22 protein-coding genes are annotated in these 21,985 nt (G+C 35.5%); 12 read left to right on the top strand and 10 right to left on the bottom strand.

What is annotated here, in order from left to right; all coding sequences use genetic code 11:
- Positions 1-38: 38 nt before the first annotated feature.
- Together pdxS and pdxT are read left to right on the top strand one after the other, a co-directional pair.
- Positions 39-926 carry a pyridoxal 5'-phosphate synthase lyase subunit PdxS gene (gene pdxS / locus J3U19_RS08705; RefSeq protein WP_267341463.1) on the top strand — a complete coding sequence of 296 codons (888 nt, stop codon included), beginning with the start codon at positions 39-41 and terminating at the stop codon, positions 924-926.
- Positions 926-1,519 (top strand): pyridoxal 5'-phosphate synthase glutaminase subunit PdxT, encoded by a 594-nt coding sequence (gene pdxT, locus J3U19_RS08700; protein WP_267346060.1) that lies wholly within the window; start codon positions 926-928, stop codon positions 1,517-1,519. The genes pdxS and pdxT overlap by 1 nt, the downstream gene beginning before the upstream one ends.
- A gap of 331 nt (positions 1,520-1,850) precedes the next feature.
- Here the strand turns inward: pdxT and J3U19_RS08695 are convergent, their stop codons facing one another.
- The 6 genes from J3U19_RS08695 to nlpD all read right to left on the bottom strand — a co-directional run bounded on the left by J3U19_RS08695 (position 1,851) and on the right by nlpD (position 7,501).
- Positions 1,851-2,279, bottom strand: coding sequence for a pyridoxamine 5'-phosphate oxidase family protein (locus J3U19_RS08695; RefSeq protein WP_267341467.1), 429 nt, complete (start codon positions 2,277-2,279; stop codon positions 1,851-1,853).
- Between the two features lie 3 nt (positions 2,280-2,282).
- Positions 2,283-2,876 (bottom strand): UbiX family flavin prenyltransferase, encoded by a 594-nt coding sequence (locus J3U19_RS08690; RefSeq protein ID WP_267346058.1) that lies wholly within the window; start codon positions 2,874-2,876, stop codon positions 2,283-2,285.
- 582 nt (positions 2,877-3,458) lie between these two features.
- Positions 3,459-4,667, bottom strand: a complete 1,209-nt coding sequence (locus J3U19_RS08685; protein WP_267346056.1) for an aldose 1-epimerase family protein — start codon at positions 4,665-4,667, stop codon at positions 3,459-3,461.
- Positions 4,668-4,848: 181 nt separating this feature from the next.
- Positions 4,849-5,427: a thymidine kinase gene (locus tag J3U19_RS08680; protein WP_267341473.1), complete on the bottom strand. Its 579-nt coding sequence runs from the start codon at positions 5,425-5,427 to the stop codon at positions 4,849-4,851.
- 98 nt (positions 5,428-5,525) lie between these two features.
- A complete protein-coding gene (gene gpmA / locus J3U19_RS08675; RefSeq protein ID WP_267341475.1) occupies positions 5,526-6,278 on the bottom strand; it encodes a 2,3-diphosphoglycerate-dependent phosphoglycerate mutase in 753 nt (250 codons plus the stop codon).
- A gap of 101 nt (positions 6,279-6,379) precedes the next feature.
- A complete protein-coding gene (nlpD, locus tag J3U19_RS08670) occupies positions 6,380-7,501 on the bottom strand; it encodes a murein hydrolase activator NlpD (protein ID WP_267341477.1) in 1,122 nt (373 codons plus the stop codon).
- Positions 7,502-7,868: 367 nt separating this feature from the next.
- Here nlpD and rsmI point away from each other — a divergent pair, with 367 nt between their 5' ends.
- The 3 genes from rsmI (at position 7,869) to moeA (ending at position 11,350) form a co-directional block, all read left to right on the top strand.
- Positions 7,869-8,696: a 16S rRNA (cytidine(1402)-2'-O)-methyltransferase gene (rsmI, locus tag J3U19_RS08665; protein WP_267341478.1), complete on the top strand. Its 828-nt coding sequence runs from the start codon at positions 7,869-7,871 to the stop codon at positions 8,694-8,696.
- A gap of 187 nt (positions 8,697-8,883) precedes the next feature.
- Positions 8,884-9,975 carry a redox-regulated ATPase YchF gene (gene ychF, locus J3U19_RS08660; RefSeq protein WP_267346054.1) on the top strand — a complete coding sequence of 364 codons (1,092 nt, stop codon included), beginning with the start codon at positions 8,884-8,886 and terminating at the stop codon, positions 9,973-9,975.
- 148 nt (positions 9,976-10,123) lie between these two features.
- A complete protein-coding gene (gene moeA / locus J3U19_RS08655; RefSeq protein WP_267346053.1) occupies positions 10,124-11,350 on the top strand; it encodes a molybdopterin molybdotransferase MoeA in 1,227 nt (408 codons plus the stop codon).
- 85 nt (positions 11,351-11,435) lie between these two features.
- Here the strand turns inward: moeA and J3U19_RS08650 are convergent, their stop codons facing one another.
- The 4 genes from J3U19_RS08650 to folB form a co-directional block, all read right to left on the bottom strand.
- Positions 11,436-11,864: an EamA family transporter gene (locus J3U19_RS08650; protein ID WP_267341483.1), complete on the bottom strand. Its 429-nt coding sequence runs from the start codon at positions 11,862-11,864 to the stop codon at positions 11,436-11,438.
- A 1-nt stretch (position 11,865) separates the two neighbouring features.
- The gene (locus tag J3U19_RS08645) at positions 11,866-12,072 is read right to left on the bottom strand and encodes a hypothetical protein (protein ID WP_267341485.1); all 207 of its coding nucleotides are present in this window, start codon (positions 12,070-12,072) and stop codon (positions 11,866-11,868) included.
- 67 nt (positions 12,073-12,139) lie between these two features.
- Positions 12,140-13,138, bottom strand: a complete 999-nt coding sequence (locus tag J3U19_RS08640; protein ID WP_267346051.1) for an MBL fold metallo-hydrolase — start codon at positions 13,136-13,138, stop codon at positions 12,140-12,142.
- A 15-nt stretch (positions 13,139-13,153) separates the two neighbouring features.
- On the bottom strand, positions 13,154-13,522 hold the full coding sequence (gene folB / locus J3U19_RS08635; protein WP_267341488.1) for a dihydroneopterin aldolase: 369 nt from the start codon (positions 13,520-13,522) through the stop codon (positions 13,154-13,156).
- A 98-nt stretch (positions 13,523-13,620) separates the two neighbouring features.
- Here folB and rsmE point away from each other — a divergent pair, with 98 nt between their 5' ends.
- From rsmE to nifJ, 7 genes are all read left to right on the top strand, one after another.
- Complete coding sequence (gene rsmE, locus J3U19_RS08630; RefSeq protein WP_267341489.1) at positions 13,621-14,346, top strand: 16S rRNA (uracil(1498)-N(3))-methyltransferase; 726 nt, start codon at positions 13,621-13,623, stop codon at positions 14,344-14,346.
- 194 nt (positions 14,347-14,540) lie between these two features.
- Positions 14,541-15,497 carry a glutathione synthase gene (gene gshB, locus J3U19_RS08625; protein ID WP_267341490.1) on the top strand — a complete coding sequence of 319 codons (957 nt, stop codon included), beginning with the start codon at positions 14,541-14,543 and terminating at the stop codon, positions 15,495-15,497.
- Between the two features lie 2 nt (positions 15,498-15,499).
- Positions 15,500-15,952: a GNAT family N-acetyltransferase gene (locus J3U19_RS08620; protein ID WP_267346049.1), complete on the top strand. Its 453-nt coding sequence runs from the start codon at positions 15,500-15,502 to the stop codon at positions 15,950-15,952.
- A gap of 20 nt (positions 15,953-15,972) precedes the next feature.
- Positions 15,973-16,530 (top strand): YqgE/AlgH family protein, encoded by a 558-nt coding sequence (locus tag J3U19_RS08615; RefSeq protein WP_267341492.1) that lies wholly within the window; start codon positions 15,973-15,975, stop codon positions 16,528-16,530.
- Between the two features lie 3 nt (positions 16,531-16,533).
- Positions 16,534-16,944, top strand: a complete 411-nt coding sequence (gene ruvX / locus J3U19_RS08610) for a Holliday junction resolvase RuvX (protein WP_267341493.1) — start codon at positions 16,534-16,536, stop codon at positions 16,942-16,944.
- 100 nt (positions 16,945-17,044) lie between these two features.
- A complete protein-coding gene (gene purM, locus J3U19_RS08605; protein WP_267346048.1) occupies positions 17,045-18,085 on the top strand; it encodes a phosphoribosylformylglycinamidine cyclo-ligase in 1,041 nt (346 codons plus the stop codon).
- Positions 18,086-18,430: 345 nt separating this feature from the next.
- Complete coding sequence (nifJ, locus tag J3U19_RS08600; protein WP_267346046.1) at positions 18,431-21,973, top strand: pyruvate:ferredoxin (flavodoxin) oxidoreductase; 3,543 nt, start codon at positions 18,431-18,433, stop codon at positions 21,971-21,973.
- Positions 21,974-21,985: the final 12 nt, after the last annotated feature.

The following is a 21,985-nucleotide window of genomic DNA, read 5'->3' as shown; positions in this document are numbered from 1 at the left end:
CACAAACTTTATTATTCAGAACTTTACTAGGAGCAAATATGAATCAAGTGACAGGTACCCAAACGGTTAAACGTGGCATGGCTCGAATGCAAAAAGGAGGGGTAATTATGGATGTTGTTAATGCCGAACAAGCCAAAATTGCCGAGCAAGCAGGGGCTGTTGCTGTAATGGCTTTAGAACGAGTACCATCAGACATACGAGCATCTGGAGGTGTTGCCCGAATGGCGGATCCAACGATAGTAGAGCAGGTAATGAAGGCAGTGACGATTCCTGTCATGGCAAAAGCACGTATTGGGCATATTGTTGAAGCTAGGATGTTAGAATCATTAGGCGTCGATTATATTGATGAAAGTGAAGTATTAACCCCTGCCGATGAACAATATCATTTACTTAAAAGCCATTTTTCCGTGCCATTTGTTTGTGGTTGTCGTGATTTAGGCGAAGCATTGCGCCGCATTGGTGAAGGAGCATCAATGTTACGAACCAAAGGCGAGCCCGGTACGGGTAATATTGTTGAAGCGGTGCGCCATATGCGTAAAGTTAATGAGCAACTTCGAATAGTTATCAGTAAATCGAACGATGAATTGATGACTTTTGCTAAAGAAATTGGTGCACCCTTTGAGCTTGTCGAACAGATCAAACAACTTGAGAAATTACCAGTTGTCAATTTTGCTGCTGGAGGCATAGCAACTCCTGCCGATGCAGCACTGATGATGCAACTAGGGGCTGATGGCGTATTTGTTGGTTCCGGTATTTTTAAATCACAAAATCCTGAAAAATTTGCTAAAGCAATTGTGCAAGCGACAACCTATTTTGATGATTACCCACGTTTGGTAGAATTATCAAAAGGCTTAGGTGAAGCAATGAAAGGAATAGACATCAGTAAACTTACCGAATCGGAACGTATGCAAGAACGAGGTTGGTAATGACAAAATCGAAAATATCCAATCATTTTAAAAAAATTGGTGTGCTCAATTTACAAGGAGCAGTGAGTGAACACATCACTATGCTAAACAGTTTAGATAACGTGCAAGCGATAGCAGTGAAAAATCCTGAGCAATTAGCTAAACTAAACGGTTTGATTATTCCTGGTGGAGAATCAACTACAATTAGCCGTTTGATAAAACAAAATGGACTGTTTGAGCCCATTAAACAATTTGTTCAACAAGGTAAAGGTATTTTAGGAACATGTGCTGGATTAGTATTATGTGGAAAAACGACCACCCATAATGAAATCGAACAGCTTTCGTTAATCGATATTAATGTTGAACGTAATGGTTTTGGTCGACAAATTAGCAGCTTTGAAACACGGTTAGATGTTAAGTTAATCGGCAAAAAAATTCCAGCAGTTTTTATTCGTGCTCCTTATATTGCCAAAGCAAGTAAACAAGTGGAACAACTTGCTTTTATTGATGGGCGTTGTGTAATGGCTAAGCAAGGTAAAATTTTGGTTTGTGCATTTCATCCTGAATTAACACAAGACAATCGCATTACGCAATATTTTGTAAACAGCTGTTAATAAATCTTAGTAAGATTGAGCATTAATTTAATTCTAACTGAGCATTACCCAGTAAACTAACAGAAAGTTATAATCTGTTAGTTTTGAGTTAAATTTTGTGTCTGTTTAATGTTGGGTAAGGGTATCTGATAATTGAGATTATTTTTAGAAGCAAATTGCTGTTTTACTTGTTGCATGAATACTAAATATCAGAATACTTTCTATCATTCTATTTTTTAAATACAACCCAAATAAGCATGAAAAACTCCTGTAAAACTTGATGAGATAGAAGTTTAACATGTTTAAATTTAAGCCATTGACTTTTTATTACTGAGCTACTATCAACTAGAATTCACTTTCGTTGCCAATGCGTTTTATGGGCAAAACCTAAAAGATTGTTCGTCATTTTTATCTGTTGCAGCTGTAAAGACCAAATTGGTGCCTTCATCATTCTGGCAAAGGGAAATGCACGATAGTATTGTCTATAAGCATCTTTAGCTTGCTCACCTTGTAACTGTTTTGCTTGTGCCAGAAATTGGATCCCTTGAATCTGAGCAATTGTTTTAGGTTCAACTGTAATAGTGCCTGCTACATTCGGGTGCATTAACATCGCCTTAGCATGCTCTGTTTTTAATTCAGTTAAAAAATACAAATTAAACGGCACCTCATCCAATACATAAAACACATTACACGCCCATGGTGAATTATCTGGTGTTATGACACTCAGTGTTAATATATGGTTAATTTTTATAAATTTAAGAATCTTAGGATCGATTAACATACGTTATTCTGGCTTGATATTTAAGTGCATATCTTCACCCCAGCGTGGTAGTGACGGGATATCGATATCAAACAGATCAAGGGCTCGTGCTACACTGTGGGTGATCATATCATCAATACTGTCAATATGTTGATAAAGTGCTGGTACAGGTGGAAAGATCACTCCCCCCATTAGAGTGACCATCTCCATGTTTTTTATATGGCCTAAATGAAGGGGGGATTCCCTTATCATTACTACCAAACGGCGACGTTCTTTTAGTACGACATCTGCCGCACGAGTTAATAAATTATCCGATAAACTCTGGGCTATTGCAGCTAAAGATCGCATTGAGCAAGGTGCAACGAGCATGCCCATAGTCTTGAAGGAACCACTAGCAATAGCTGCACCAACATTATTGACGGAATAAACTTTGTCCGCCAATGATTCAATTTGAGTCAAACTCATAGTAGGTATTTCGTAAGAGCGCGTTAATTGTGCAGCTTTTGAAATTACTAGATGTGTTTCAATATCCAATGGTTTTAAAAGCTCTAAAGCTTTAATGCCATAAGCAAAACCCGTTGCGCCACTGATACCAATTACTAGTCGTTTTACTGTCATATTCATTCCTATTTTATTTAAAATCAAGCCAAACTTTTATATCAACTTATTGAAAACGCACTCATTCCAATTCTGTTTTTCAATAAAGGAGAACGTGCAATCAAAACAACGATAAATACCCTCTAATTTTGTCATAGGGTCAGAGACAATATCAGTTGTCACCAGTCTATAAAAAATTGTGTTAGTTGATTAATCACCTATCGTAAATCATAAAAATTCTCTTGGATTTACCATAATAATATCAATCATTTCAAACACGATAAAATCAGATAACTCTTGATAATTATTCAAGCTGCATTTAACGTTTATAAATTTCAAAAATTGATTTTAAATAATTAAATATAAATAATCATACCGATATAAGAGGTCGCTATCAAGTGAGCATCTACGTAGATAATTGATTTTGAACCTTAATGAGATAATTTATTGTATCGAATCAATGTTATATGCATTTTTTTGTTAAAAAAATAGCAAGATTTGCCAATAAATAACGATGCGTTCATGAGCATGAAAATAATCGATTTATGAAGTAATAAACAATTATATTTCAACTAACTTCCCTGTTAGTTGTGTTCCACAAATTTATTCTTTCGCCAGTGGTGTTTCAATCACTTTGGTTTCTTGATTACTTTGTATGGACTTAATTTGTGCTTCATATTGCTCAACAGCTTTTTTACTTGATAATAAACTGTAAACTAAGGTGAATTCGGTACTTTGCCCTGGTTCTAATTGGCGGACACGTTTTTGTTCACGCTCAATCGTAACTGGATAAGCAAAACTGGTTCCAGGTTCTAATCCTGTTACATATCCTTGTTTTAGAGTATCAGTATTTTTCCACAAGGTAAAAACAGGTAATTGATTGGTATTAAACGATATACCAGCGCCTTTATCCCCCCCTTTGTTAGTAATCATTACTTGAGTCTGTCCTTGATCATCGGCATAAGGATAAATATTAAAGACCATTTCATCAAAGTTTTTAGTTGGACCTAAATACGTTTGCCATGTTTTTAAGCCTTCTTTGGCGTAATCATTAAAGGGGGAAATTTCTTTTACTGGTGCAACAAATCGAGCGCCCTCTTCAAGAATCGGTGTGCCATAATTGCTGTGATAAATAATTTGATAATCACGAGCATAATCGCCCTTATTGGTAACCACATCATGAACAGTGAAATCTTTATTACCTGGCATGTAACTCAGCGATACCCAAGTTTCTAAATTACTTTTTTTGAAAGTATTTTCTTTAATTAATCCTTTTACTGATATGGTATAGGGTGCTTTGTCTAATACATTAACAATCAATTTTGATACTGGAGTATTTTGTGCTCGTCCATGAAGTGTATACATCATGCCATCGGCTTGCACTGCATGACCAGTCCACTCAAAACCACAACGTACCATCAATTCGTTAAAACCATCTAACCAACCTAATCCACCGCGACTTTCCAAATTTAGGTATTTAGGATTGACAACTTCATCTACGGGTGAATCCCATCCCAGACGGATGCCATCACCAACGACAGATAAAATACCTAATCCACGGCTTGGAATTAATTTGATTGTAAGGTTGTCACTAGCAATGGTTAAAAGTTCAGTACCATCTTGTTTACCACCTTGAAGCACAGTGTTTTTGACAGTAAATTTATGCGCTTTTATACCTAAATCTTGACTCGAAATTGACCAGTTACCTTTAGCAAGACCCTTATCAACATCCGTTAATATGAATTCTTTAGCATCGGCACTGTAACTAGCTAAACTAAGTATCGCAGCTAATGAAACTAATTGAACTCTCATGATAATTCCTCTTATGATTAAGAAAACAACACTGAATCGTTTCAGTCAATATGACATAAATCATCAGAAATCGACAAAGAAAAATCATTAAAATGAGAGGTCATTCACACTTTTACAAAATCAAATAATAAAAACAGCAAATTGATTAGTTTGATTGAATAAGTGTGAAATATTGTGAAAATTATTGTTTAGGTCTAATCTGTCCAGCTTTCCAATGTTTGCGACAAACTGAATGAAACTCACTGTCCCCTAAATGAATTGAATTACCAAACTTAACAATTTGCCCATCTTTTCCTTCAAGCAAATTCATGGTTGCTTTTTTTCCACACCAGCAAACTGTTTTTAGTTCTCTAAAATTGTCGGCAATTTCTAATAATGTTTTTGAACCTTCAAATAAATGTCCCATATAATCCGTTTTTAAACCAAAAAACATCATCGGTATACCGTATTCATCACACACATCAGATAGTTTCCAGATAGTGCTTTGAGATAAAAATTGGCTTTCATCAATGAGTATGCAAGCGTAATTATTTTTCTTTATTAATTCAATGATTTCATCAACACTATTGTCATCAAGTTGTAATGCTTTTTTACGCAAACCTAAACGTGAAACAATTTCAACTGCCGAATCACGAGTATCGACCGAAGATTTAAGCAATAAAGTCTGCATATTATTACTTAAGTAATTATGGTCAATTTGTAATAATTCAGTAGATTTACCTGCATTCATTACGGCATAAATATAGTATATTTTCGACAAAATAAGACTCTCAAGGATAAAATTAATGGATAACAGAGATAGTTTTGATTGAAAAAAGGTAAGTTGCATAACTTACCTTTTTAATGGTTAAAGCTTAATTATTTCGCTTTACCTTGGTTAGCAACAGCTGCTTGTTTTGCTGCGATTTCATCAGCATTACCTAAGTAATAATGTTTGATAACTTTCATGTTGTCATCAAATTCATACACTAATGGTACACCAGTTGGGATATTTAATTCAATAATATCATCGTCACTGATATTGTCTAAATGTTTAACTAAAGCACGAAGAGAGTTACCATGAGCAGCGATGATTACCCGTTCACCTTTAGCAACGCGCGGTGCAATTGTTGATTCCCAATAAGGAAGTACACGTTTGATTGTTAACGCTAGACTCTCAGTCAATGGTAATTCTGATTCAGGTAATTGGCTATAACGTGAATCATGTCCAGGAAAGCGCTCATCCGATTTTTCAAGTGCAGGAGGCGTAATTGCAAAACCACGGCGCCATAATTTTACTTGCTCATCACCATATTTAGCCGCAGTTTCAGCTTTATTTAGACCTTGTAGTGCACCATAATGACGTTCATTTAATTTCCAACATTTTTCAACAGGTAACCAAGCTTGATCAACTTCATCTAACACATGCCATAAAGTGTGAATTGCACGTTTTAAAACAGAAGTATAAGCATAATCAAATTGGAAACCTTCTTGTTTCAGTAATTTACCTGCTTCAGCTGCTTCTTTATTACCTTTATCAGATAAATCAACATCAGTCCAACCACAAAAACGGTTTTCTTGATTCCAAACACTTTCTCCATGTCGAATAAGAACTAATTTTTTTACTGCCATGAGTCTAACTCCTTTGTTACGTAGAATAAAACTGTTTAACTTAAATAATCTTTATAATACTTGTAAATTCGATATATTAACTGTTTTACAGTTAATAATGATTAATTTTTTGATAGATATTTTAAAGGATCAACGGATTTTGCTTTATAACGAATTTCAAAATGCAATCTCACTGACGAAGTTCCCGTGGCGCCCATTGTCGCAATCTGCTCTCCAGCTCTAACCGCTTGTTGCTCTTTCACCAAAATCGACTGGTTGTGTGCATATGCCGTTAAGTAATCATCATTATGTTTTATAATAATTAAATTACCATAACCTGGTAAAGCATTACCTGAATAAACCACGCGACCATCTGCGGCAGCCATTACTTTATTCCCTAATCCGCCAGCAATATCTATCCCTTTGCTAGAATTAGAAAATTTTTCAATAATTTTGCCTTTTGCCGGCCATTGCCATGAAATATTTGCAACTTTAGAAACAGACTTTCCAGTATCTGACGAATTGGTTGTTATATTATTTGTACTACTATTAACTGGTTCAGTAACAGTTTCAACGGTCTGAACAACATTAGGCGTTGTTTGATTTTTACCCGATGTGGTAGTGGTAGTGGTAGTGGTAGTAGTTAAGATAGGTGTAGTTTTAATTACTGTTGATGTAGACTGAGGATTGGCAGCTACCACTTGTTGAGTCGTTTGATTGCTGGTTACTTTTTGTGTGACAACAGTTGTTCCCCCACTTACATCCAATACCTGTCCAACTACAACGGAATAAGGTTTCTTAATATTATTTTTAGCCGCTAAAGAACGATAATCATTCCCCGTTACCCATGCAATATAATATAATGTGTCACCTCGACTTACAGTATAAGTATCACCTTGATAACCACCTTTAGGAATTTCATCATAATTACGGTTATATGAAACACGTTCGTTAGTTACAACAACACCATTATTACTGTTTGTATTATTAACATGATTATTCGCATCATTACTATTGGAGCTTGACGTCATTACTGAGTCAGGTGCCGGTTTTGAATGAGCATTTGATGATACTGAAGGTGCAGAAATCCCGCTTCCAGTAGAAATATTAACAGGAGGTTTAGAATAACCTGTTTCTGATGAATTACTAGGAAAATCCGAAATATCTTCAATTTGAGCAGGATTGGATTGTGTACAGGCAGTAATGACCAAGCTTAAACAAGTTAGCGTAAGAATCTTTTTCAAAGCAGTACCTTTCATTCGTTAATATTGTTTTAAGAGCATAATCTATCATTTTTAATATATAAAGCTATTATATCGGGTCCTTGTTATGCTAGCTATAATAAAATAGTTAAAGATACAATTTAAATCAACTACGATCCATCGAATTTCTACTAAATTCGCACAAATATACCCTCTGTTCTCGATTATCAATGGGTTGTTCGACAAATAGTCAACATTTAATCAGCAACATCTTTATTTATTATCACTATTATAACAAATAGCAGAAAATAGAATTTATTTTTGAAAGTGGTGAGTATATACAATAAAATACTTGTTCGTACAGTAGATTTATTCTATTTTCTATGAAATTTTAATGTGACTCAAATTAATGACTTTATATATTGTTGCTACACCCATTGGAAATTTAGATGATATTACCCTTAGAGCAATTGATACACTGAAAGGTGTTGATCTGATCGCTGCTGAAGATACCCGCCATAGCGGTTTATTATTACAACATTTAGGTATTAAGGCGAAACTTTTCTCCCTGCATGATCATAATGAACAAGAAAAAGTACATATTCTGATTGAAAAACTTCAATCAGGTCTTTCTATTGCATTGATTTCAGATGCTGGAACGCCATTAATCAATGATCCTGGCTATCATTTAGTGAAAACTTGCCGTGAAAATGATATAAAAGTAGTTCCGATTCCTGGAGCTTGTGCTGCGATTGCAGCACTGTCGGTAGCTGGATTACCGTCCGATAAGTTTATTTATGAAGGATTCTTACCTGCTAAAAGTAAAGCACGACAAGATAGCTTAGCTTCATTAATTACTGAACCTCGCACTCTGATTTTTTATGAATCGACCCACCGCTTATTAGACACACTGAAAGATATGCAAACTATTTTTGGTGCCGATAAGCAAATTGTTTTAGCTAAGGAACTTACCAAAACATGGGAAACCATTGTTAGCTTTCCTGTCAATGAACTCATCAACTGGTTAAATCAAGATCCTTCTCGTCAAAAAGGTGAATTTGTCTTAATTGTCGCTGGCTATACAGAAGTTAATAATGATATTGATCCGAAAGCCATCAATACCCTCAAATTATTACAAAAAGAGCTACCATTAAAAAAAGCAGCGGCTATTACTGCTGAAATTTATGGTCTAAAAAAGAATCAACTCTATCAAATTGGTTTGAATTTTGAAGATTAATTTAACAAGTTAAATAATGCTCTTCAGGTATAACAAATTTAAGCAGAGTAACGAGTTAAAAAATACATCACTATCTAATGCATATCTATAACCAATATGTCAATAAGAACATTGGCATAAATAGCATGATTTAGTATATAATTACCCCTTATATTCAAGACATTTTTAATTAAAGGTAACAACTAGTATGGGATTTAAATGTGGTATCGTCGGACTACCAAATGTCGGCAAGTCAACTCTTTTTAACGCACTAACCAAAGCAGGCATTGAAGCAGCTAACTTTCCATTTTGTACTATCGAACCCAATACGGGTGTAGTACCAATGCCCGATCCACGTTTAGATGAGCTGGCTAAAATTGTTAAACCTCAACGCACCTTACCGACAACTATGGAATTTGTTGATATTGCAGGATTAGTAAAGGGAGCTTCAAAAGGCGAAGGTTTAGGTAATCAATTTTTAGCTAATATTCGTGAAACTGAAGCCATTGGTCATGTTGTTCGTTGTTTTGAAAATGAAAATATTATTCATGTTGCGGGTAAAATTGATCCGGCTGAAGATATTGAAATCATAAATACAGAACTTGCATTAGCCGATTTAGAAGCCTGCGAACGAGCAATGACACGTTTACAAAAACGTGCTAAAGGTGGAGATAAAGATGCTAAGTTTGAACTCGAAATTCTTGAAAAATGCTTACCCCATTTAGAGCAAGGAAAAAAACTGTTGCTTTTGGATTTGAGTAAAGAAGAGCTTGATGCAGTTAAATACTTGAGCTTTTTAACTTTAAAACCGACCATGTACATTGCTAATGTTAATGAAGATGGATTTGAAAATAATCCTTATTTAGAGAAAGTAAAAGCAATAGCAGCTCAAGAAAAGTCTGTTGTTGTTCCTGTATGTGCAGCAATTGAAGCGGAACTTGCCGAGCTTGATGATGCTGATCGTGATGAATTCATGAATGATTTGGGTTTAACTGAACCTGGCTTAAATCGCGTTATCCGAGCTGGTTATAGCTTACTGAATTTGCAGACTTATTTTACCGCGGGTGTGAAAGAAGTTCGTGCATGGACAATCTCCGTAGGTGATACAGCCCCACAAGCAGCGGGTAAAATTCATACCGACTTTGAAAAAGGCTTTATTCGGGCACAAACCATTGCTTTTGATGATTTTATCAAATATGGTGGTGAACAAGGTGCTAAAGAAGCAGGAAAAATGCGTTCTGAAGGTAAAGACTATATCGTACAAGATGGCGATATTATGAACTTTTTATTTAATGTATAGTCATCTATCTTACGTCGCCTTTTGGCGACGTTGTGACATTGAGTTATCATTAAGATTGAATATAATAAAGTTTTTTACTTAAACGTATACCTAACCTGAAACTTCTTGTCAAAATAACGGATTATTTACATAAGGAAAGCACACATCAATGTTACTCAACTACAAACAAGCTAAACTAAATATGTTACAAACCGCTACTGAAGCGCAACCACTGACTTTTCAGAATGTTTCCTTGTTTGACGCTTTAGACAGAATAACAGCCACACCCATAATTTCGCCAATTAATGTACCAGAATTTGATAATTCAGCAATGGATGGGTACGCAGTCAGACTATCGGATCTACAGCAATCAAAAATTTTACCAGTAGCTAGTGCTATTTTTGCGGGTGATGATATTGGTCATTTACAATGGCCCGAAGGTACTTGTTTACGTATCATGACTGGTGCCCCTGTACCTATTGAAGCGGATGCAGTTGTAATGCAAGAACATACAAAACAATCTGATTTAGGAATCTGTTTTTTAAAAGAAATCAAATCTGGTGACAATATTCGTCGATGTGGTGAAGATGTAAAAAAAGATTCAATAACGGTTACTCAAGGTACCAAATTAACACTACCTACACTTTCAACACTGGCAACGCTGGGTATTAGCGAAGTGACCATTTTTAACAAATTGAAAGTGGCTATCTTTTCTACAGGTAATGAACTCACGCCAATTGGCATGCCTCTATCAGGCAAAGGTAAAATTTATGATAGCAATCGTTTCACATTAAAATTATTATTAACAAAACTTAACTGTGAGATTATTGATCTTGGTATTATTCCTGATGATCCGATCCGAATTAAACAAGCTTTAGTGACGGCATCAAATCAAGCAAATCTTGTAATAACTAGTGGTGGCGTTTCGGTAGGCGATGCTGATTTTACCAAAACAGCATTAGAAGATTTAGGGCATATCAATTTTTGGAAGATTGCTATGAAACCAGGTAAACCTTTTGCTTTTGGACAAATTGGCAATGCGTTGTTTTGTGGTTTACCTGGCAATCCAGTATCAACCTTGGTGACTTTTTATCAACTCGTTCAACCGTTAATTTTAGCGCTTTCTGGGCTTACAACATCTAATACTGATTTTAGCTTCAAAGTAAAAGCCGCAAACAATCTTAAAAAAAGTATTGGTCGGTTAGATTTTCAACGTGGTAAATTACAAATTGATGATCAAGGAGAATTAGAAGTTATTAGTACTGGTCAACAAGGATCACATATTACAAAGTCGTTCAATCAGGCTAACTGTTTTATTATTCTTGAACAAGAACGCGGTGATGTAAATAAAGGTGAGTTGGTGACGATTGAACTATTTAATACATTGCTTAAGTAATTTCGTAAATTTAATATAGAAGTTTAATTTGTAACACATAAATCACACACTATTTCAATAGGGTGTGATTTATGTTAAAAAGTAATCAGAAAAGAGCAACTAAAATAGCACCAACTGCAATCATTACTACCCCCACGCCAGATAAGAAACTGATCTTTTCACCAAATAAAATTGCAGCAAAAACTACTGCAAAAACCACACTTAATTTATCGATTGGTGCAACTTGCGATACTTTACCTTCTTTAATTGCCATAAAATAAAATAACCAAGATAACGCACCAGCAATACCACTAAGTGCAATAATGAATAATGCTTTTTTATCATTGAAAAAGGTATTAATTAGATTGAGTTTTCCTTGTACCACAACCACACCAACCAAAAAAATCGCCATAACAACAGCGCGAATTGCTGTGGCTGTATTGGCATCGAGTTGCTGTAAACCAATTTTACCTAAGATCGCCACACCAGCTGCGGTAATGGCTGAAAGTAAAGCATAAATAAGCCATGCACTCATATTAATACTTATCGACTTGGAAAAGGAACTGCTGATTATTTGAATTATTTTCACATTGTTGTGATTTACGCATCATACCTTGGCAATCTTCTAAAACGCCATGTGCCTTTGACCAATGATACTTTCTCCCTTGATCATTCTTACCTCCACATCCTACTAAAATTAAACTTAAGATGATACAAGTCAATCCAAACGTTGCTAATTTCATACCTCCTCCCTATTTTCTTGCAAAGAATAACAGACTAAATATGGTTTAAAATCCAAACCTTTTTAAGTTATTTTAATCCAGAATCATAATGATTAATAGCTAAACTGCCACCTATTTTTAAAAGATGAAAGTACCGATCAGCCCGATGTTCATACAATTGTTGCGCAGGCTCATCTAATGATTCATCAGATAATTCAAATGTTCCCCAGTGAATGGCAACCGCTTCATGACAATTGAGTTCATCATACAACTGCACAGCTTGTATAGGATCGATATGTTGTGATTGCAACAATCTACGCGGCGAATAAGCACCAATTGGAATTAAGGCCAGATCAATACAAGTAAAACGTTGACCTATCTCTTTTAAACTTGGTGAATAGCCAGTATCTCCCATAAAATAAACCGTTTTAGTTTTATTAACAATATTGACATTTGACTGCATTACCCAACCACACCATAATGATGTGTTAATATCAAAAAGACCTCGGTTACTCCAATGTCTAGCGGGAGTTGCAGTAAATGTGAGATTATCAAATGTCATTGATTCATACCAATTAAGTTCAATAACCTGCTTAGCACCCCATTTATTAAGTTTTTCTTTCAATCCCAAAGGAATAACCAAGATGAGATTAGGAAATCGCTTAACCAATTGATGAATACTATAATTATCCAAATGGTCATAGTGATTATGCGATATCAAAACAAAATCAATATTAGGTAGTTGATCAATCGTGAGGGCTGGAGGAGTATGTCTTTTGGGTCCTGAAATTCGTAATGGTGAGGCTCTCTTAGAAAAAATAGGATCGGTTAAAATCATCTTATTATTCAAACGAATTAAATTCGTTGAATGACCTATCCACCATACCCTATCATTGGGTAGAGTAAGATCAATAGCCTCACACCAAGTCTGACTGAAAGCTTGATACCCTCCTTTTGGCTCTGGCACTTTTCGTCTTTGATACCACAACCATGTTTTAATAAAATTGATGTTAAATGGTTCAATATTATCAAATTTTTTAATTAAACGGTGTGCTTTATTATTATCAGCACCTTGCTTGTTTACCATTTATTAAAACCCCGATTAACTAGCGGATCGTTCAATTACTACCGCAACATTGCACGCATTAGCAATCGCATTAGGTTTTGAAACTTTCACTTTTAACCATTGTACAGCAAACTTTTGTATAACTAATTCTGCTGTACGTTCTGCAACGCATTCTATAAGCTCAAATTGAGTCGATTGAATAAAACTGGTTATCGCTTGACTTACCAAAAAATAATCCAAACACAGTGAAACATCATCACTTTCACCCGCAGGTTTATTGTCCCATGACATTTCAATATCAAGTATTAACTTTTGTTTTATGGTCTTTTCCCATTCATAAACACCAATGGTTGTCAGGACGGTAAGACCTTCAACGATTACTTTGTCTTTGCTATTAATTTTCATAGTTAATTCCAATTGCTGATCTGCATTAAATAGAGATTACCGAATCTTGATAAATTACGCTATAATTTATTGCAACATATAAGAAGAAATTAGTAATTATGACTCGAATATTTCAACCTTTTCACATAAATCAAAACAGCCTTATTACTTTAAATGATGATGCGTTTAATCATCTTATACGGGTACTAAGAATGAAAATAGGTGAAGAAATCATCTTATTTGATGGTTCGAATCACATCACCCCTGCTATTATTCATGAAATAAATAAAAAATCAGTTACAGTAAAAACGACAAAAACAGTTTTAGATAATCGTGAATCTCTTTTGAACATTCATTTAGGACAAGTGATTTCGCGTGGCGAAAAAATGGAATTTACCATTCAAAAATCCGTGGAATTAGGCGTTAACACTATTACTCCCCTATTATCTGAACGTTGTGGTGTTAAGTTAGACGAAGAAAGAATGAATAAAAAAGTCCAACAATGGCAAAAAATCGTGATTTCAGCCTGTGAGCAATGTGGTCGTAATGTGATACCCGTCATCAACCCTGTAATGAAACTCGAAAATTGGTGCGCAAGTTTAACAAGTCCGTTAAGGTTAAATTTACACCCAAAAGCGCAACATGGTGTTAAGCAATTACCTTATGATCAACATAATATTAGTTTATTAATTGGTCCTGAGGGTGGTTTGACTGATGCTGAAATCAATATGACACATCGATTTGATTTTACTGATATACTACTTGGTCCACGTATATTACGCACGGAAACTGCAGCTCTTACAGCAATTACAGCCTTACAAGTGTATTTAGGTGATTTAGGTTAATGAATTAATAATAAGATAATAAATGTGTATTTGCATCTAGACCAGTTACGAGTATGATAGTTAGCAATGTTCTCATAATAGTGGGTAACACTATATCATAATATGTTTCAAATATACTTTTAAACTTGTATAACTTAAATATATGTTATCATCATAAATGTCGATAAAACTAATAAAGTCAGTAAGGAGTTACCATGATTAAGCTTGGTATAGTAATGGATCCCATTAGTCATATTAAAATTAAAAAAGACACAAGTTTTGCTATGCTACATGAAGCACAAAAACGCGGATACCAACTTTTTTATATGGAAATGAATGATCTTTTTTTACGTAATGGCGAAGCTTACGCAACGACAAAGACATTAAAGGTTTATAACGACCATTCCCATTGGTTTGATTTTACCGAAGAGCAAACAATACCATTGAGTGATCTTGATGTTATTTTGATGCGTAAAGATCCACCCTTTGATACCGAATTTATATATGCAACGTATATTCTTGAACGAGCTGAAGCAAAAGGTGTATTAGTGGTTAATAAACCACAAAGTTTACGAGATTGTAATGAAAAACTCTTTACGGCTTGGTTTGCGCAATTTACGCCTGAAACATTGGTCACTCGGCAAACTCAACATATCAAAGCGTTTCATCAACAATATTCTGATATTATTTTAAAACCACTGGACGGTATGGGAGGATCTTCAATTTTTAGAATCAAGCAAGGCGATCCAAACGTATCTGTTATTATTGAAACATTAACTGAACACAATACACGTTATTGTATGGCGCAAACTTATATACCAGCTATAACAAATGGGGATAAACGGGTTTTAATTGTTGATGGTGAACCTGTACCTTTTTGTCTAGCAAGAATACCACAAAAAGGTGAAACACGAGGTAACCTAGCGGCAGGTGGTCATGGTGAAGTGAGAGCATTAAACGAAAGTGATTGGCATATTGCTAAAAGTGTTGCTCCTACTCTAAAAGAAAAAGGATTATTATTTGTAGGTTTGGACATTATCGGTGATAAACTCACTGAAATTAATGTTACTAGCCCAACCTGTGTTCGTGAAATTGAAGCAGAAAATCCAAATCTTTCAATTACTGGCATGCTTATGGATGCCATTGAACGTCGATTAAATAAGTTGAGTTAAAAATGATAAGAGAATTTAAAAGTACTGATTTAGATAAAGTCATGGCAATATGGTTACAAGGTAATGAACAAGCACATAACTTTATTGATAGTAATTTTTTCAAACAAAATTTTGATATTGTAAAAATGTTGATCCCAATGTCAACCGTGTATGTTCAAGATCTTGATGGAGTTAAAGGCTTTATTGGTATAACTGAAAATTATATTTCAGGGTTATTTGTTGAACAAAATTATCGTCAACAAGGTACAGGTAAAGCTTTGGTTAATAAAGCTAAACAACGCTATAATCAACTTTTTGTTCACGTCTATAAAAAAAATACTGATGCAATTAACTTTTTTCTTTCACAAAACTTTGAAATCATATCAGAATCAATTAATGAAGAAAGCAATGAATCAGAATTATTATTACGTTGCGATATTGAGCATAATGTTAAAATCGGTAAATGTGCTTTATAAACAATTGAAGATGTGAGCATATGAATTTAAAAAATCATTTTATTATCGCTATGCCGAACATGAACGATGTATTATTTAGTCGTTCTGTTGTATATATTTGTGAGCATAACCGTGATGGTGCCATGGGCATTATTATCAATAAACCCATTATTGAACTGAATATTTCAACGATACTAACCCGTCTTGAAATTACTGCATCAAGAAATTGTGCCGAACTTGAATATCCTGTATTTGCAGGGGGGCCGATTGCAGAAGAACAAGGCTTTATATTACACACACCACAAACGGGTTTTTCATCGAGTATTCAAATTTCTGATGATGTCATGATAACCACATCTCTGGATTTGTTAAAATCCATTGGTACCAGTCAACAACCTAAAGATCTTTTATTGGCATTGGGTTATTCCAGTTGGCAACCGTTGCAACTTGAAGATGAAGTTGCTAGAAATGATTGGTTGGTTGCTGATGCTGACGCTAAAATTATTTTTGAAATTCCTTTTGAAAATCGCTGGGAAAAAGCAGCCGAATCATTGGGCGTCAATATGAACACTATTTCACACCAAATGGGTAATGCATAACCGATGGCAACAGTAATTGCATTTGATTTTGGCACCTTTAGTATTGGTGCCGCCATTGGTCAGGATGTGACTAGAACAGCTAATCCTCTTTGTTCATTTAAAGCTCGTGACGGCATACCTAATTGGCAACATATTGAAAAAATTCTAAATGAGTGGCAACCTGATTTATTAGTCGTAGGTCTACCGTTAAACATGGATGGAACAGAACAGCCATTAACGGCAAGAGCCCGTAAGTTTGCTAATCGATTACATGGACGCTTTGGTTATCAAGTTCATCTGCAAGATGAACGGTTATCAACAGTTGAAGCGAAATCACGTATTTTTGCTTCTCGTGGTTATCGTGCTCTTGAAAAAGGTCATGTTGATGCTACCTCTGCTGTTATTATTTTAGAAAGTTGGTTTGATAACAATTAGCAAACTGAATTAATTTTTTATTTATTAAATAATTCATCGCCAACAAATTTCAACCTTGCTAAAATAACTAGCAATTTTTCTACTGTAAGGATTGCTCGCTGTGTCAAACAATAAATCTCTCAGTTATAAAGATGCTGGTGTCGATATCGATGCTGGCAATGAACTGGTCAATCGCATTAAATCGGTTGTAAAAGAAACTAAACGCCCAGAAGTATTGGGTGGACTAGGTGGTTTTGGTGCACTGTGTGCTATTCCACAAAAATACAAAGAACCCATTTTAGTATCTGGTACAGATGGTGTTGGTACTAAATTACGTCTTGCAATGGATTTGAACCGCCATGAATCAATTGGTATTGATTTGGTAGCAATGTGTGTTAATGACCTTATTGTTCAAGGGGCTGAACCTTTATTTTTCCTTGACTATTATGCAACGGGAAAACTTAATGTTGATATTGCTACAACAGTTGTTACAGGCATTGCAGAGGGTTGTAAACAATCGGGGTGTGCATTAGTCGGTGGAGAAACAGCGGAAATGCCAGGCATGTATCATGGCAATGACTATGATTTAGCAGGATTTTGTGTCGGTGTCGTTGAAAAATTGCAAATGATTGATGGTACTAAAGTTCAAGACGGTGATGCATTAATTGCATTAGCATCAAGTGGCATACACTCCAATGGCTATTCACTAGTACGAAAAATTATTGAAGTGAGTGGTGTTAACCCAGTCATTGAACAACTTGAGGGAAAACCACTTGCTGATCATCTGCTTGCACCAACTAAAATTTACGTCAAATCTGTTCTTGATTTAATTGCTCAGATTGAAGATGTTCATGCAATTGTTCATATTACTGGTGGTGGTTTTTGGGAAAACATTCCGCGCGTACTACCCGATGGCACTCAAGCAATAATAAACGAAGCGAGTTGGCAATGGCCACCAATATTTGATTGGTTACAAAAAACCGGTAATATCAGTCGTCATGAAATGTACCGCACTTTTAACTGTGGCGTAGGTTTAATTATTGCTTTGCCAAATTCACTAGTAGAGAAAGCAATCTCTATACTTAAGCAGCATGGTGAAAAAGCATGGTTATTAGGTGAAATTAAATACTCAACATCAACTGACCGCGTTGTGATCAAGTAAGATAACTTTATGATATTATTCTAAAAGTTAACCTCTAGGGTAATATCATTTTTAACAAATTTAATGGGATAAATATTAAAGATTATTGACTTATTATCAATCATTAAATCACTGGATATCTTTATCATACTATGCATTCACCATAACTATTTGTCTATCTGAAAATCTGTTTTTTTGTGTATCTTATTAATATCTCAACAAAAAACTGGACCAATCAGTAATTCAAAAACTTCAACTCAAAATTTAATATAAAAATAACTAAAAGCTATCTTACTTTCTGATACAATAGTTGAAATTTATAATAATTAAGTAATGTCGTAACACTATAAATTACAAGGTTTTTTAATGATCATATCAGATGCTAATAGCGCGGTATCCTCCGTCGCTTATCGTGCAAACGAAGTCATTGCCATTTATCCAATTACTCCTAGTTCTTCAATGGCCGAGCAAGCCAGCACATGGGCAGAATTTGATAAGCCCAATGTATTTGGTGATATTCCAAGAGTCGTTGAAATGCAATCCGAAGCAGGTGCAATTGCAACTGTACATGGTGCATTAATGACTGGTGCATTAGCAACATCGTTTACATCATCACAAGGATTATTGTTGATGATTCCTTCTCTGTATAAAATAGCAGGTGAACTTACACCATTTGTCTTACATGTTGCTGCACGTACAGTTGCGACGCATGCTTTGTCAATTTTTGGTGATCATTCTGATGTTATGTCCATTCGACAAACTGGTTTTGCTATGCTTTGTTCTAGCTCCGTCCAAGAAGCACAAGATTTAGCATTAATCTCACAAATTGCCAGTTTTAATAGCCGAATTCCATTTGTCCATTTTTTTGACGGTTTCCGAACATCACATGAAGTTAATAAGATTTATCCTCTTTCAGATGAAGACATTCATAATCTTTTGCCGCATGAAGCAATTAAAGCCTATCGTTCACAAGCACTGACACCTGATAAACCGGTGATCCGAGGTACGTCTGCTAATCCTGATACTTATTTTCAATGTCGAGAAGCAATTAACAGTTATTATGATAATGCCTATCAGCACGTTGTTGATGCTATGACGACTTTTGAAAAACAAACAGGTCGAAAATATCAACCTTTTGAGTATTATGGTGCCAGTGATGCTGAGCGAATCATTATAATTATGGGCTCAGGCGCGAGTACCAGTAAAGAAGTTGTTGATCATCTTCTTAAAGAAAATCAAAAAGTCGGCATAGTGATTGTTCGATTGTTTCGTCCATTTTCAGCTCAACATTTACTTGCTGTCATTCCCAATAGTGTTAAAAAAATTGCGGTATTGGATAGAACTAAAGAACCAGGTGCTCAAGCAGAACCTTTATACTTAGATGTTATGACAGCTTTTGCTGAGAGCTTATCTCGTGGAGAACGTAACCTAATGCCAAAGATTGTAGGAGGACGTTACGGATTATCCTCTAAAGAGTTTGATCCCCGCTGTGTACTTGGCATTTTTAACGAGCTTGATTTAGATAAACCAAGACCTCGATTTACCGTGGGCATATATGATGATATTACAGGCCTATCATTACCACTACCAGATAAGTCTATTCCACAAAAATCTGCTCTAGAAGCACTGTTTTACGGTCTCGGTAGCGATGGAACGGTTTCTGCAACCAAAAATAATATTAAAATAATTGGGGATAGTTCACCTTTTTATGTACAAGGTTTTTTTGTTTATGATTCCAAAAAAGCAGGTGGATTAACAACATCTCACTTACGAGTAAGCTTAGATCCAATTGATTCACCTTATTTGATTACCAGCGCACATTTTATTGGTTGTCATCAAGACCAATTTATAGATAAATATCAGATTGTCGATAAACTCAAAGATGATGGTATTTTCTTACTTAATACCCCTTATAATAAAGACGAAATTTGGCATCGTTTACCTAAAGAAGTTCAGGTGCAATTAATTAAGAAAAGAGCCCATTTTTATATAATTAATGCCGCTAAAATTGCGCGTGAATGTAACTTAGGAGCAAGAATTAATACTGTCATGCAGGCGGCTTTTTTTCATCTATCTGATATATTTAAAAATGATTTTAGCATCGCACAATTAAAAGAAGTCATTGCCAAAAGTTACAGTAGTAAAGGTCAAGAATTAGTTGAAAATAACTGGAAAGCATTAGATTTGGCCATCACTTCGCTTGAACAAATCCCATTAAGTTGTGTGGATCAAAGTAGTCCATCAATGCCACCAATTGTACCAAACAATGCGCCAGACTTTGTAAAAACCGTTACCGCAACTATGTTAGCAGGTTTAGGTGATAATTTACCTGTTTCGGCATTTCCACCTGATGGCATTTGGCCAACTGGCACCACAAAATGGGAAAAACGCAATATTGCTGAGGAAATTCCAATTTGGAAATCAGAGTTGTGTACTCAATGCAATCATTGTGTAGTTGCCTGTCCACATGCCGCCATTCGAGCCAAAGTGGTCGAGCCTGATGCAATACTTAATGCCCCTGATACATTAGACTCGCTGGAAGTTAAAGCTCGTGATATGAAAGGTCAACGTTATGTATTGCAAGTAGCTCCGGAAGATTGTACTGGCTGTAACTTATGTGTTGAGGTGTGTCCATCTCGTGATCGTAGTAACTTTGATATAAAAGCAATTAATATGCAATCTCGGATTGATAACCTTGAAACACAGCGAGTTAATTATGAGTTCTTTTCTCAATTACCGGATCGTGACATCAAATCACTCGAACGTATAGATATACGAACATCTCAATTAATTACACCATTATTTGAATATTCGGGAGCTTGCGCTGGTTGTGGTGAAACACCTTATATAAAATTATTAACACAACTTTATGGCGATCATCTAGCTATTGCCAATGCAACGGGCTGCTCCTCTATCTATGGTGGTAATTTACCGTCAACGCCTTATACTACCGATCGTTCTGGTCGCGGACCTGCATGGGCTAATTCATTATTTGAAGACAATGCTGAATTTGCTTTAGGTTACCGCATTACTTATAACCAACATAGAAAACGTGCTTTACGTCTACTTGATCATCTAGCTGGTGAGATTTCTCCAGAAATTGCAATCACCTTGCAATCTTCAGATGCAACCATCGCTGAAAAAAGAATGCAGGTTGACTTATTACGAGAGCAATTAAAACATATTGATTCCGTCGAAGCCAAAGAGTTATTAGACGATGCCAATTATCTGATTGATAAATCTGTGTGGGCAATTGGTGGAGATGGTTGGGCTTATGACATCGGTTTTGGTGGACTTGACCATGTGATGAGTTTAACCGATAACATCAATATTTTAGTACTAGATACTCAGTGTTACTCTAATACTGGTGGCCAACAGTCCAAAGCAACACCTATGGGCGCTGTATCTAAATTTGCTGATTTGGGTAAACATAAAGCACGGAAAGATTTAGGTGTCAGTGTTATGATGTATGGGCATGTCTATGTAGCTCAAGTCGCTTTAGGATCTCAGCTTAACCAAACATTAAAGGCCTTACAAGAAGCCGAAGCTTATGATGGTCCATCACTTGTCATTGCTTATAGTCCTTGTGAAGAACATGGTTATGATCTAGCAAAATCCCACGAACAGATGAAAGATCTAGTGAAATCAGGGTTCTGGCCTCTGTATCGCTACGATCCTCGCCGCGCTGCTGAAGGAAAACCGGGATTAATTTTAGATTCAAAATCACCAAATAGTGAAGCGCTATCGAGCATTTTACTTAAAGAACAAAGATTCCGACGTTTAGAAACCTTAGAACCTCAGGTCGCTAATATGCTACACACACGCTCGACAAAAATGGTTGAATCAAAATATAGGTTTTTACAAATGCTAGCAAGTTATTCGGATATTGAAACTCCACCTGATAGTTAATTAAGTATTAAT

The organism is Gilliamella sp. B2828 (assembly GCF_026537125.1).
Taxonomy (GTDB): Bacteria; Pseudomonadota; Gammaproteobacteria; order Enterobacterales; family Orbaceae; genus Gilliamella.
This window is presented reverse-complemented; position numbering and strand designations above follow the sequence as displayed.